We start from the raw sequence: 13,176 nt of genomic DNA, 5'->3' as shown, positions 1-13,176 counted from the left end.
AAAATAGTTTCCACATCTAGATGAATACAAGTGATCTATGGGAAGGTTTTTAGACCTTCCCTTTTTATTTGTTCAAAAGTATACTTGCAGTCACAAATGAAATGCGTTCGAAAGTATTTCAAAATATTGAAGATTTTCAAAGTTAATTTTGAAAAAAAAATTTAAAACACAAAAATTGAATTTATTAGAGAAAAATAAGGGAGAACAAAAATGAAAAATAAAAGTTTAATAATCATACTCATCATTGCCGTAGTGGGCATAGCTTTATATGCGGGTAGCCAACTACTGTCAGGAAAGAATACAGAGAATACAGCAGCTAATAGCACTGAGATGACATCAACAGAGATTAATAACACCGATGAATCAAATAATGATACTGCTGAATCAACTGCAATAAAAGTTGGTATGAGTGGTTCTTATAAACCTTACACCTATTTAGATGAAAGTGGCACATTGACAGGCTTTGATGTAGAGGTTTGGCAAGAAATTGCTAAAAGAACAGGCAGAGAAGTAGAGTTCGTTACAAGTGATTTTAGCGGTCTATTCGGGATGCTAGACGTAGGTCAAATCGATACAATTGCCAACCAAATTACCATTACTGACGAGCGCTTAGAAAAATACGATTTTTCAGTGCCTTATGTCTACTATGGGGCACAGCTTATGACGAGAGCTGATGATGATTCTGTGTATGACCTTGAAACCCTAAAAGGTAAGAAAGTTGGCGTTAGCTTAGGCTCAAACTATGAAACGATGGTGAAGGCATTTGATACCGCAAATGAAATCACAGTGGTGACATACGACAGTGGTTCAGGCGCATATCAAGATTTGTCACTGGGCAGAATCGACGCTGTATTAAACGACAAATTGGCACTGCTTTCAGTAGTGAACGAGTCAGGTTTAAACTTAAAGCTTGCAGGTGAGCCAATCGAATCGCTTACAAATGCTTTTCCTTTCGTAAAAAGTGAAGCAAATGGTGCATTTCTAATCGAAGTCAATCAAGCGATTGAAGCTATGTATGAGGATGGTACGATGAAGTCACTTTCACTTAAGTACTTCAACGTCGATATAACAGAAAGGTAGGCGCATGAACTTTAAACCTGAGGTGCTGGTAAATGCTTTTGTTGAGTTGACAAAAGCATTGCCAAGAACTTTACTGATAGCGTTCATCGCCATGGCGATAGGACTTGTTTTAGGAACGATCATCGGCATATTACGACAAACCAAACTCAATAAGATTCTAGGTGTATGGGTTTCTTTTTTCAGAGGAACCCCACTGATGATTCAGCTGTTTTTATTTTTCTTCGGATTACCACAGCTGTTTCCTATAATAGGAAAACTAAGCGCTTTTCAATCAGCGGTTTTGGTAATGGGTATTAATGCCAGTGCCTATGTGGCTGAATCTATCAGAGGTGCTCTTGGAGCCGTGGATTCATTACAAAGTGATGCTGCTTACACGGTTGGTCTAACAAAGCTGCAAACCCTTTGGTACATCGTTTTACCACAGGCGATGAAAATCGCTTTACCTTCACTGGGCAACACTTTTATAGGCGTCATCCAAGGGACATCGTTAACCTTTATGCTTGGCATCAGCGATTTACTAGGTCTTGCCAAAATGCGTGCCGCTCAAAATTATCGATTCTTTGAGGTTTACCTTGCTGTAGGCATATGGTATTGGTTGATCGTGATGGCAGTTACTTTCATTAATAGGCAGCTTGAAAGTAAGATGGCTGCGGGAAAGGAGAGCATCTAATGTTATATGAGACGAATGACTTAAAGTCAGTGCCAATCCTAAAAGTTACTGGAATAACCAAACGTTATGGGCAATTAACGGTGCTAAATCAAGTGGACTTTGAACTGAGCAAAGGGGAAGTCGTCGCAATTATTGGGCCATCTGGATCGGGGAAATCTACTTTAATAAAGTCGCTGAATTTGTTGGTTAAGCCAGATGCCGGCACTTACGAAATAGAGGGGACTAGCTTGACCGTTCAGAAAGTGACAAAAGGCTTTCAAAAATCACTGGTAGAAAAAACGGGAATGGTTTTTCAAAATTTTGGTCTCTTTAGCCATCTTACCGTACTGAAAAATTTGACACTTCCACTTGTAAAAGCGAAAGGTCTAAGCGAAAAAGAGGCAGATCATAGAGCGAAAAATGTCCTTCAACAAGTTGGACTTGAAGATAAATTAGCGTCCTACCCACATCAACTGTCTGGAGGACAACAGCAACGCGTCGGTATCGCTAGAGCACTTGCGCTTGAACCTGAAGTCCTATTATTAGATGAACCAACCTCTGCACTTGATCCTGAGCGTGTGGGTGAAGTTTTAGAGGTGATAAAAGCCCTCAGCCGTCAAGGGTTTACCATGGTAGTTGTCACACATGAGATGCAGTTTGCAAAGGAAGTAGCGGATCGAATCGTATTTATGGACGAAGGTAAAATCATCACACAAGGCGCACCAGAAACGATTTTCTCAAATCAAGCACCTGAAAGAGTGAAACAGTTCTTAAATCGTTTTAACCTTTACACAATCTAAAGGGTATCGTATAATATCTATCGGACTTAAAAATGTTAATAGGCTTTAAATCTTTACTGGTTTAACTTGATTGAAAAGTTGAAACGACTGAAGTCAGATAGGCTTTTGTCAAATAGAAAGGAAATACCATGAGTGAACAATTGAGGGGAAGTGGCTGTGAACTAATACTTGCAACTTCGCCACTTAAAAGCGTTGAGGAAATTGAAAGAAGCATCATTAAAAAGTATCGTAAAACCATTTGGACCCAGTTTATAAAAGCGGTTAAAGAATTCAAGCTCATAGAAGAAGGCGACCGTATCGCTGTCGGTGTCTCAGGTGGTAAGGATAGTTTGATTCTTTGTAAGCTTTTACAGGAGATTCAAAGACACGGACAAGTGAAGTTTGAGCTAGAGTTTTTAGCGATGAATCCAGGCTATCATCCGGTTAACGAAAAGCTTTTAAAGGAAAACTGTGCACATCTAAATATTCCCATCACTTATTTCGACTCAGGTATTTTTGAAGTGGTAGATAAAATTTCAAGTGATTATCCCTGCTATATGTGTGCCAAGATGAGAAGAGGCACTTTATATGCGAAGGCTAAAGAGATGGGCTGTAACAAGCTAGCGCTTGGACACCATTTTGATGATGTCATCGAAACTCAGCTCCTCAATATCTTTTATGCAGGAATGACGAAAACCATGATGCCGAGACTCAAATCAGATAACTTTGAAGGGCTAGAGCTCATCCGTCCGATGTACTATATTAGAGAAGACGAAATCATTCATTTTACGAAAAGCTCAGGTTTAGCCCCGATGAACTGTGGGTGTATGGTTGCAGCTAAGAAGACATCGAGCAAACGACTGGAAATGAAAGCGCTCATCAAGCAGCTAAAGGCTTCTAACCCTGATGTGGAAAAGAGTATCCTCAAATCCGCACATAATGTTCAAATGGACTGCGTGGTGGGCTGGCAAAAAAGCGGCAAGATGCATAATTTCTTAGACGATTATTTTGATTAAGCAGTCTTAGGTTCGAGCGATTTGTCATTTATCGTTCGACACCTTGACAAAATAAACCGATTCGTGTTATGAATATAGTAACGCGTTGATCGAGAAGAGTAGTTATAGTGGCGAGTTTAGAGAGCCTTCGGATGGTGCAAGAAGGTCTTAAAGCTATAGTGAATGCCCTCGTGAGTGCAGCCCGAAAAGAGTAGGCGTTGCCGGTTGACCCCGTTAATCGTCTCAGAGACACAAACAAAGTGGAACCGCGATATCCCTCGCCTTTGTATAGGCGAGGTTTTTATATTTTTTGACATAAGTAACGTCCCCATGTTGCAATTATAATTAATAAAATTAGTATACTTAAAAAGTAAATCAGGAGGTCAAAATTATGAAACTTTATAATTCTATGTCCAAAAGCATTGAGGCTTTTGTGCCGTATCATGAAAATGAGGTCAAGCTTTATACTTGTGGACCGACCGTCTACAATTATGCCCATATCGGCAATCTCAGAACCTATATCCACGAGGATATCCTTCAAAAATCACTAGAGCTTTTAGGGTATGATGTGAAGCGTGTGATGAACATCACGGATGTTGGTCACCTTGAATCAGATGCGGACGATGGCGAAGATAAAATGCTAAAAGGCGCTTTAAGGGAAAATAAGACCGTATGGCAAATCGCGCAGTACTATACAGATGCATTCTTTAAAGACTGCGAAAAGCTCAATATACAAAAACCAGATGTCGTTGCGAAAGCCACAGACTACATCGACAAATACATCGACTTTATTAAAACGTTAGAAGATAAAGGCTATACTTACTTTGCAAATGGCAATGTTTACTTTGATATCTCAAAGTTTGACCTCTATACGGCGCTTTCTAAGATGAACCTTGAAGAGCTTCGTGTCGCACATAGACACGATGTTGAAGAGGATACTTTTAAAAAGAATCCACAGGATTTTGTCCTTTGGTTTACTAAGTCAAAGTTTGAAAACCAAGCGATGAAATGGGATTCGCCATGGGGTGTTGGATACCCAGGCTGGCATATCGAATGCTCTGTTATCTCACTGACAAACTTGGGAGAACAGCTAGACATTCACTGTGGTGGTGTGGATCACATCCCTGTGCATCATACAAACGAAATCGCTCAAACAGAAAGCTATACAGGCAAACCTTGGACGAAGTACTGGTGGCATGCTGAATTCTTAATTGAGTCAGAAGGTAAAATGAGTAAATCCTCAGGCGAGTTCTTAACAGTTTCGCTGCTTGAAAAAAAAGGCTATGACCCACTTAGTTACCGCTACTTTGTACTTGGCTCACATTATAGAAAGCAATTGACTTTCTCATATGATAGCTTGGATATGGCAGAAAATGCTTATTATAAATTGAGAAAAAGAACCTCAGCTTTAGCGGAAGCAAATGGCTACCATGCTAAAGGTAAAACAGCTAGAAATTATACTGAGTTGAGCTCAGAGGTATTGAGTGGATTAACCAGTGAAGCTAAAACATTAGTAGATAAGTTTAATGATTGCCTAGCAGATGATTTAAATACAGCAAATGCACTTACTGTTGTATACGATGTATTAAAAGCGGACATAAATGACACAGAAAAGGTAGATTTGTTCGAATACATGGACACGGTGCTGTCATTAAAATTACTTGAACCAGTAGCGTCGTTAAGTGCAGAAGTATCAGATGATGAAGTACAGTGGATTGAAGCACAGCTTGTAAAACGCGCTGAGGCTAAAAAGAACAAAGACTGGGCGACTGCAGATGCTATAAGAGATGCTTTTAAAGAAAAAGGCATCACAATTATAGACACACCTGAAGGTGCTAAGTGGCAGAAATAGGTTTATAAAATAATATTTAGAATAATATTAATAATAATTAGAATGCAAAAAGCTAGTCTTCCACTATGGGATGACTAGCTTTTTTAAGCCTAAAAAGGCGATTGGTCGAACGCATCGACTTGGACTTTAGTTATTGTTATCGGTTGAATTAATATGTTTTGCTACCTCTACATCCATTTTTTGAATGTGATTCATAAACCAACCTGAAATCAAACGGTTAAGTTCGATGACGTTGACAGTCGAAGTTGGATCAAGTTTAATCTTGTCAGATAGCTTGTCGAGTTCACTAATAAAATAAGTATGATTTTTCTTGTGTGTGTCAAAGTCCTTAAAATGAGATTTTTGCTGCATAACTTCTTCTTCTGCGAAATGCGTTTTCACATATTTTTGTAGGAAAGTCAAAGTTTCCACAATTTGTTGCTTACCTTTGCCCTGTTGCATGGCTTCTGTAAGCTCTTGCGCTTTATTGATGATCATTTTATGATCATTGTCAATTTTATCGACATTGGTTCTAAGCGCTTCAGTCCACTTATAAATTTGCATTAAGCCACCTCCTTGATGTAAAAATACCCCTTTTAGTTTGTTAAAAACATGATTAAGTAATTAATGGGAAAAAATATCATATGCGTTTATTTTAGGGTGCGTATGGCACTATATAGGACCAGTTTTAATCTAAAAAGATGAGTTTGACTTCAAGTTGTATCAAAACGGAGACATGTTATTTATAATGAATGTATCTATTTTGCTACAAAATAAAGGTTGTACGGTATTTTTAATAATTGTTGTAGCTATACGGATACAATTTTCGTGAATTTATTCACTTTATTAAAGCTGTAAAGCAATAAGGTTAAGGTGCCTGAAATAAAGTCTGTTAAAATTTCAACGTTTTCCAACCGAAAATTTTTTTGATTTTAAAGTTGGCATGAGAATTGCTTATATAATAGGCAGGGATTTTCATTTTATAAATCACCATTTCTCGGAGGGCGATAAATGAAAAAATTAGTATCAATAGAAGAGGCCATCTCAAAAATTGAAGATGGTATGACGATTATGATTGGCGGCTTTTTAGCATGTGGCAGCCCACATAAGATGATCGATGCACTGATACAAAAAGGCGTGAAAGATTTGACGATAATTGGCAATGACACTGGGTTTATCGATAGAGGGATTGGTAAACTTGTGGTTAGCGGTCAAGCAAAGAAAGTCATCGTTTCACATATAGGCACAAATAAGGAAACTGGCAGGTTAATGAATGAAGGCAAACTTGAGGTGGTTTTAGTTCCTCAAGGTACTCTCGCAGAGCAAGTTCGTGCAGGAGGGGCAGGACTTGGTGGCGTTTTAACTCCGATAGGCGTTGGAACACCAGTTGCTGAGGGTAAAGATCACTTAATTATCGACGGTAAAACATTCTTACTAGAAAAAGCGCTTAGAGCAGATGTGGCTTTAATCTTCGGCTCTAAAGTAGACGAAAAAGGGAATGTTTACTACCATGAATCAACTCGTAACTTTAACCCATTGATGGCGACTGCAGCTGACCTTGTTATCGTTGAGGCAGAAGAAGTAGTTAAAGTCGGCGAATTAGACCCACATTTAATTATGACACCGGGTTTATTCGTTAAACAAATCGTTAAGGCTTAGGAGGGATTACACATGGATGCAAAAGAAATCATCGCAAGACGTGTTGCGAAAGAGTTCAAAGACGGAGATGTCGTCAATCTAGGAATAGGTCTCCCAACTTTAGTTCCTAATTATATAGACGAAGGGGTAGAAATTATCCTGCATTCAGAGAATGGATTTACAGGAATTGGACCTGCGCCAGAAGAGGATCAAATCGATCCAAATTTGGTTAATGCCGGCGGGACGCCAGTGACGATAATTCCAGGTGGGGTTTTCTTCGACAGTGCGATGTCGTTTACGATTATTCGAGGCGGACATTTGGATGCCACCGTTTTAGGGGCGTTACAGGTCGACGAAGAAGGAAACCTTGCTAACTGGATGATTCCAGGTAAGCTTGTACCAGGTATGGGCGGTGCGATGGATTTGGTTGGTGGTGCTAAAAAAGTAATCGTTGCCATGACACACACTGCAAAAGGCGATTTAAAGATATTAAAGAAATGTACATTGCCTCTAACTGGGGCGAAAAAAGTAAGCAAGATTATTACAGAGATGGGTGTAATGGAAGTTACACCAGAGGGTCTTGTCTTAACGGAGTACAATCCTGAATATACTTTAGAGCAAATTAAAGAGGCGACTGAAGCAGCTTTAATTATTCCAGAAAATATCAAAGAGATGTGTTAGTATAAATTGCATGCACGAGTAGGGATTAGCCAATAGGCTCTCGTGAATTTGCAAATCGCAAGGATGGATCATCCTAAAGTTAAAATAAGCAGTTGCCTGAATGACGTTTGTGAATCAGGAACTGCTTTTTTCTTTGTGTTAATACTTTGATAAGTTATCCTAACATAGATTAATGAAACTTTAAGACTTTTCTAATGATAATAAATTAACGGGTCTGCTATGATAAGGACAGTAAATTTAGTTAGGATGAAAGGAAGGCAAATTATGAAATTAACGAAAAAGGCAATGAGTGTCGTACTGATGCTCTCGATATTGCTAACGGCAGTGTCACCAGTTTGGGCAGACGAAGCGGCTTATAGTTCATGGGCGATTCAAGTCCTCAATGAGGGCGAAAAATATGGTATCTATCCGATGGAGTGGTACACTGAAGGTTTTTTAGGAACCATCGACGCAGCACATCTGTCGACACTTTTAGACAATGTAGATCAAAAGCTTGACGTGATTGCAGATAAGGCTGATTTTAAAGATGGCGTTGCTGCAGAGGGGACAACAAGAGGCGCTGTTTTAGCGAATTACTATAACCTTCTTGGTGAATACGGTCTTGTAACCGAAGGTGAATGGACTGCTTTTTTACATGAAAATGGTATCGTCAATGGTACAGGCAGTGGTCTGAAGCTCGATGCTGAATGTACACTTGAGCAAGCGGTAATTTTTGGTATTAATACGGTTGGTTACGCTTATGAAAAGCTTGAGCAAGGTGGCAAAGGCGTATTCTGGAAAGTTGAAAACGGCGACACGACGGTATACTTATTAGGCTCTATTCACGTAGGCAGCTCAGATCAATATCCATTAAATACAGAAGTGAAATCGGCATTTGAAGCTGCTGATGCGCTGATGGTGGAAGCGGATTTATTAAATCCATTTGGCGGTTTAGATTATTTTAGAAGTAAAGCATTTTATACAGATGGTACCACTTTAAAAGATCATATAGATGCAGACCTTTATTCTGAAATAGAAAAAGTGTTCGAACAATATGGCTTAGATGCATCCATCTATGGTACTTTAAAGCCTTGGGCACTTGCTAATGAACTTAGTGTCTTATCAATGACAAGTACTGATGCATCAGAGGAAGGCACGACTGAAAGTGCTGGTGGCGCAAACTATGGAATCGATTTGTACTTTACGATCAATGCTTACCTTACTGGTAAACCAGTGGTAGAGCTTGAAGGCGTTGCTTACCAAACTGATTTGTTTGATGGCTTATCTGAAGAATTCCAATCTAGCTATTTAGGTGCTATCGTGGACGGTATCCTCAACCCAGCTGAAGCGGGTGAGACAGATAGTAGCGATCTTTTACAAGAATGGTTAACACTTTGGATTGACGGCGATATCGACGGTTTCACAGAGAGCTTTAATCAAGCGACAACTGGTGAGTCAAATGAACTGAATGATATGTTATTTGGTCAAAGAGATTTAGACATGGCGACAAAAGTTATGGAGATCTTAAACTCAAATGAAAAAGCGACTTATTTTGTCGTTGTTGGCGCAGGTCACTTTATCAATCCAGAAAACATGATAAAAGTGCTTGAGAGCAATGGCTTTACTGTAGAAAGAGTATTTGAATAGTTTAATAAAGCTAGAGAGTTGAAATGAGAGCGATTTATTAGGGAAACAACCTATTAAATCGCTCTTTTGATATAACTTGTGATATTATATAATGAAATAAGTAAAGGTAGGTTATTTTGATAAACGAAAAACTAAGATATCAATATATATTATTTGACTTTGATGGGACCATCGTTAATTCTAATAAAGCGGTAATTTATGCGCTTAATCAGGCGGCTATATCGCATCGCGGTACGCCATTTAAGCCAGAGGAGCTTGAATCGGTTTTAGGTAAAACGCTTGAAGAACAGATGCGATTTATTAGTTTGGATCAGTTTCAAGAGTTGATGCCCATCTATCGAGAGTCATACAAAAATGTTAGAGATGCTTACACGACGCTATTTGATGGCTGTAAGGAGATGTTAGCCAAATTAAAACAACTGGGATGTCAAATCGGCGTGGTTTCCAATAAGGGTAGCAATGGTATTCGGCATGGACTTGAACTCTTTGGGTTAACAGAACTAGTGGATGTCAGTATTTCTTTCAATGACGTCGTTCAGGCAAAGCCACATCAAGAAGGCGTTTTCAAAGCACTGCAAATTATGGGCGTCTTAGATAGTGAAAGAGAGCAGACGATGCGAAAAGTACTATTCGTTGGTGATAGTGGCCACGATCTTGAGACCGCTCAAAATGCTGGCTGTGATTCAGTTTTGGTGGCGTGGACACTGCTTGATAAGGAAAAGCTGATGCTTAAAAATCCAACCTATGTTATCGATGCGCCAATGGATCTCATCGACATTGTAATAGAAAGTGAGATCAAATAAATATTCAAAAATGAGGTGAAGCTATGGAAAAATCCTATGAACAATTAAAATGGGAAATGGAAATTATCGATGAGTTTATAGAAAAAGCATACGAGGGTCTCATCATCATCGATAAAAATGGCCTCATCATCAAATTTAAATACGAAAAATTTTTAGATGTTAAAGAAGAAGAGGTTATCGGGAAGCATGTAACTGAAGTGATCGAAAATACACGCCTTCATATCGTTTTGAAAACGGGTATGCCCGAAATTGGAGATCTACAGGTTATAAAAGGGCATAACTGCGTCACTTCGCGGATCCCAATTATCAGAAATGGTGAAGCCGTGGGTGCTGTAGGTACGATTATGTTCAAGGACATCCTAGAAGTAAAACACTTATCCGATCATCTTGAACAAATGAAGCAACACGTAAAAAAATACAAACAAGAGATCAAACGTCTTAATTTGGCAAAGTATTCTTTTGAGCAAATTTTGACGGCTGATCCACATATGTTGTCTTTGATCGATTCAGCAAAAATGGCTGCTGAAGGGAATGCTAGTGTCTATATCGAGGGGGAAAGTGGTACGGGCAAGGAGTATTTTGCACATGCCATTCATGAAGCGAGTTTAAGACGTTATGGACCTTTTGTACGCATTAACTGTGCGGGAATACCTAGAGATTTATTTGAATCAGAGCTATTTGGCTATGAACCCGGTGCGTTTACAGGTGCATCGACTCATGGTAGAATCGGTAAGTTTGAGCTTGCCAATGGCGGTACGATTTTCTTAGATGAGCTGAGCTCTATGCCCTTTGAAATGCAAGCGAAACTACTGAGAGTAATTGAAGAGCGTGAGATGGAGCGCGTGGGAGGCAATCAAAGAATTAATATTGATGTGCGGTTTATTTCAGCAAGTAATGAAGACCTTCATGAACTCGTCACACAGGGTAAATTTAGAAGTGATCTATACTATCGACTTAAAGTTGTTCATCTTAAGTTGCCGCCACTGATAGAGCGCAAACGCGACATCATGCTTTTAGCCAATCATTACTTACAGCTTTTTGCAAAGGAACGCAATATCTCTCTTGACGGTTTTTCCAAAGAAGCAAAGCATTGTCTCGAGCACTATAAATGGCCGGGGAATGTTAGAGAGCTTAGAAACGTCGTGGAAAGTGCTGTCAGTTTATCGAAAATGAATCAAATTATCGTAAGTGATTTACCTGACTATATTGCACACGAGAAGGGTGAAGCTATTGATGCCACAGGTTTAAACCTCGATGCCTTTGCTTCAGATCAATCTGTAGATCTTTATACACTGATGGATCGCTTTGAAAGAGAAGTGATCACCAAAGCACTTGTGGCAGCTGGTGGCAATCGTACCAAAGCTGCACATAGCTTAGGGATTCATCGAACTGCACTTTATAAAAAAATGAGTAAACTTGGAATGGAAGCCGAATAGCGCATACAGGATATAAGAGGATGAATGTAGGGGGCATTATGATGAATTTAGCGCAGTTAAAAATACCGAATACCTTAAAAGCGGGCGATAAGATTGCAGCAGTTAGTTTGTCATGGGGTGGCGCTGGTGACGAAGGGATTTATTTGAGATATTTGCTAGCAAAGGAAAGATTAAAATCACAATTTGGACTTGAGCTGATAGAAATGCCGAACACCCTTAAAGGTACTGAGTATGTCTATTCACATCCTGAAAAGCGTGCTGAGGATTTTATGCAGGCATTTCTGGACCCTGAGATAAAGGGCATTTTTAGCTGTATAGGTGGCGATGAGAGTATCAGAATGCTGCCTTATATTGATTTTGCTGTCATCGAGCAGCACTCGAAGGTTTTTATTGGCTATTCAGATACCACCGTAGCGCATTTTATGTGTTTAAAAGCTGGGATTAGAAGCTACTATGGTCCTGCACTTCTCAGTGAGTTTGCTGAAAATGTGGCTTTACATGATTATACGATAGATTCATTTCAAAGCGTTGTGATGTGTTCAGAAGTGATCGGCAAGATCAGTCATAGCAATCAATGGACCTCTGAGCGTCTTGAATGGCATGTGCCTGAAAATTTAACCATAAAGCGTAAAATGATGCCTGAAACACATGGCGTCGAATGTCTTCAAGGGAATGGAAGTGTGCAAGGAAGGCTAATAGGAGGCTGTATAGAAGTCATCGATGGGTTAAGAGGAACCGACCTTTGGCCAAATGACAGTCAGTTCGAAGGGGCACTGCTTTTCCTAGAAACCAGTGAAGAAACGGTAGAACCCATCGCGTTAGAAAGAATGCTTAGAGCATTAGGCGCAATGTCTGTGTTTTCTAAAATATCGGGCATCCTATTTGGAAAGCCTTATGATGAGACACATTATGAAGCTTATAAAGGCGTCATAATGAAAGTGATATCAGAAGAGCTTAAGCTGACGGAATTACCTATTTTATATAATTTGAATTTTGGTCATACAGCCCCAATGATGACGCTGCCAATAGGGGCATTGGCTGAAATCTCCTGTGAGGAGCGAAGCTTTGCGATCTTAGAGTCGGGAACCAAATGAAGTAATTAAATCAATTTTAAATAAAAATTAGCATAAGCGATTATAAGCATAAATGCTGATAAGATTAAATACTGATAAGATTAAATGATAATGAGATTAAATGATACTAAGTTATATGATGATCCGGTTTAAGGATAATCCTTAGGAGGTTTAAATGAAAAAGTTACTAATGGGGCTTCATTTCCTTGTTGGCTTTGGCGCCATAGCTGGTGGTTTAGGCGCTGTGATGAATCCAACCATGCCTATGGGGATGTCTACAGATGCATTAAAACTCGGACCCTTTGACTCATTTTTAATCCCTGGGCTGTTTTTAATGCTTATTATAGGTGTAGGCAATGTAACCTCTGGTATAATTCTATTTAAAAAACATCCCTTATGGGTTTATTTTAGTGGTTTTGAAGCAGTTGCACTCGTACTTTGGATTGTGATACAGTGCATTATTTTACAGTCAATTGTTGCCCTACATGTCATCTTTTTTACTTTTGGAATGATACAGGGATTAATTGCACTTTATTATTTTACAAAAGACACGTTAAAATTAAGTGTAATGAACCGTTAACGGAG

General features: G+C 39.2%; 13 protein-coding genes and 1 other annotated feature. Of the genes, 12 read left to right on the top strand and 1 reads right to left on the bottom strand.

Annotation, left to right across the window (positions count from 1 at the left end; genetic code table 11):
* Positions 1–210 precede the first annotated feature (210 nt).
* The 5 genes from AC4PID_RS05225 (at position 211) to cysS (ending at position 5,355) form a co-directional block, all read left to right on the top strand.
* A complete protein-coding gene (locus tag AC4PID_RS05225; protein ID WP_492134511.1) occupies positions 211–1,080 on the top strand; it encodes an amino acid ABC transporter substrate-binding protein in 870 nt (289 codons plus the stop codon).
* Between the two features lie 4 nt (positions 1,081–1,084).
* Positions 1,085–1,750, top strand: a complete 666-nt coding sequence (locus tag AC4PID_RS05220; RefSeq protein WP_492134510.1) for an amino acid ABC transporter permease — start codon at positions 1,085–1,087, stop codon at positions 1,748–1,750.
* Positions 1,751–1,785: 35 nt separating this feature from the next.
* The gene (locus AC4PID_RS05215; protein ID WP_492135361.1) at positions 1,786–2,529 is read left to right on the top strand and encodes an amino acid ABC transporter ATP-binding protein; all 744 of its coding nucleotides are present in this window, start codon (positions 1,786–1,788) and stop codon (positions 2,527–2,529) included.
* Between the two features lie 128 nt (positions 2,530–2,657).
* Positions 2,658–3,524 carry a tRNA 2-thiocytidine biosynthesis TtcA family protein gene (locus tag AC4PID_RS05210; protein WP_492134509.1) on the top strand — a complete coding sequence of 289 codons (867 nt, stop codon included), beginning with the start codon at positions 2,658–2,660 and terminating at the stop codon, positions 3,522–3,524.
* Positions 3,525–3,600: 76 nt separating this feature from the next.
* Positions 3,601–3,792: a binding site (T-box leader), on the top strand.
* Positions 3,793–3,894: 102 nt separating this feature from the next.
* The gene (cysS, locus tag AC4PID_RS05205; protein WP_492134508.1) at positions 3,895–5,355 is read left to right on the top strand and encodes a cysteine--tRNA ligase; all 1,461 of its coding nucleotides are present in this window, start codon (positions 3,895–3,897) and stop codon (positions 5,353–5,355) included.
* A gap of 126 nt (positions 5,356–5,481) precedes the next feature.
* Here the strand turns inward: cysS and AC4PID_RS05200 are convergent, their stop codons facing one another.
* A complete protein-coding gene (locus tag AC4PID_RS05200) occupies positions 5,482–5,898 on the bottom strand; it encodes a bacteriohemerythrin (RefSeq protein ID WP_492134507.1) in 417 nt (138 codons plus the stop codon).
* Between the two features lie 447 nt (positions 5,899–6,345).
* On the opposite strand from AC4PID_RS05200, the gene AC4PID_RS05195 reads away from it, so the two are divergent.
* The 7 genes from AC4PID_RS05195 to AC4PID_RS05165 all read left to right on the top strand — a co-directional run bounded on the left by AC4PID_RS05195 (position 6,346) and on the right by AC4PID_RS05165 (position 13,171).
* A complete protein-coding gene (locus AC4PID_RS05195; protein WP_492134506.1) occupies positions 6,346–6,993 on the top strand; it encodes a CoA transferase subunit A in 648 nt (215 codons plus the stop codon).
* A gap of 12 nt (positions 6,994–7,005) precedes the next feature.
* Positions 7,006–7,653, top strand: coding sequence for a 3-oxoacid CoA-transferase subunit B (locus AC4PID_RS05190; RefSeq protein ID WP_492134505.1), 648 nt, complete (start codon positions 7,006–7,008; stop codon positions 7,651–7,653).
* A gap of 264 nt (positions 7,654–7,917) precedes the next feature.
* A complete protein-coding gene (locus AC4PID_RS05185) occupies positions 7,918–9,279 on the top strand; it encodes a TraB/GumN family protein (RefSeq protein WP_492134504.1) in 1,362 nt (453 codons plus the stop codon).
* 116 nt (positions 9,280–9,395) lie between these two features.
* The gene (locus AC4PID_RS05180; protein ID WP_492134503.1) at positions 9,396–10,082 is read left to right on the top strand and encodes an HAD family hydrolase; all 687 of its coding nucleotides are present in this window, start codon (positions 9,396–9,398) and stop codon (positions 10,080–10,082) included.
* 23 nt (positions 10,083–10,105) lie between these two features.
* Positions 10,106–11,518 carry a sigma-54 interaction domain-containing protein gene (locus AC4PID_RS05175; RefSeq protein ID WP_492134502.1) on the top strand — a complete coding sequence of 471 codons (1,413 nt, stop codon included), beginning with the start codon at positions 10,106–10,108 and terminating at the stop codon, positions 11,516–11,518.
* Positions 11,519–11,556: 38 nt separating this feature from the next.
* Entirely contained in the window at positions 11,557–12,612 is a 1,056-nt protein-coding gene (locus AC4PID_RS05170) for a S66 family peptidase (RefSeq protein ID WP_492134501.1), read from the top strand.
* Between the two features lie 154 nt (positions 12,613–12,766).
* Complete coding sequence (locus AC4PID_RS05165; protein WP_492134500.1) at positions 12,767–13,171, top strand: hypothetical protein; 405 nt, start codon at positions 12,767–12,769, stop codon at positions 13,169–13,171.
* The last annotated feature ends 5 nt before the right edge of the window (positions 13,172–13,176 follow it).

The sequence above is a fragment of the Fusibacter sp. QWL-12 genome, assembly GCF_058683495.1.
The sequence above is the reverse complement of the archived record's forward strand: the minus strand, read 5'-3'. Positions and strand labels throughout refer to the sequence as shown.

Coding starts and splice junctions, on each gene's coding strand:
- AC4PID_RS05225 (WP_492134511.1), top strand. CDS start 211: ATGAAAAATAAAAGTTTAATAATCATACTCATCATTGCCGTAGTGGGC.
- AC4PID_RS05220 (WP_492134510.1), top strand. CDS start 1,085: ATGAACTTTAAACCTGAGGTGCTGGTAAATGCTTTTGTTGAGTTGACA.
- AC4PID_RS05210 (WP_492134509.1), top strand. CDS start 2,658: ATGAGTGAACAATTGAGGGGAAGTGGCTGTGAACTAATACTTGCAACT.
- cysS (WP_492134508.1), top strand. CDS start 3,895: ATGAAACTTTATAATTCTATGTCCAAAAGCATTGAGGCTTTTGTGCCG.
- AC4PID_RS05200 (WP_492134507.1), bottom strand. CDS start 5,898: ATGCAAATTTATAAGTGGACTGAAGCGCTTAGAACCAATGTCGATAAA.
- AC4PID_RS05195 (WP_492134506.1), top strand. CDS start 6,346: ATGAAAAAATTAGTATCAATAGAAGAGGCCATCTCAAAAATTGAAGAT.
- AC4PID_RS05190 (WP_492134505.1), top strand. CDS start 7,006: ATGGATGCAAAAGAAATCATCGCAAGACGTGTTGCGAAAGAGTTCAAA.
- AC4PID_RS05185 (WP_492134504.1), top strand. CDS start 7,918: ATGAAATTAACGAAAAAGGCAATGAGTGTCGTACTGATGCTCTCGATA.
- AC4PID_RS05175 (WP_492134502.1), top strand. CDS start 10,106: ATGGAAAAATCCTATGAACAATTAAAATGGGAAATGGAAATTATCGAT.
- AC4PID_RS05170 (WP_492134501.1), top strand. CDS start 11,557: ATGATGAATTTAGCGCAGTTAAAAATACCGAATACCTTAAAAGCGGGC.
- AC4PID_RS05165 (WP_492134500.1), top strand. CDS start 12,767: ATGAAAAAGTTACTAATGGGGCTTCATTTCCTTGTTGGCTTTGGCGCC.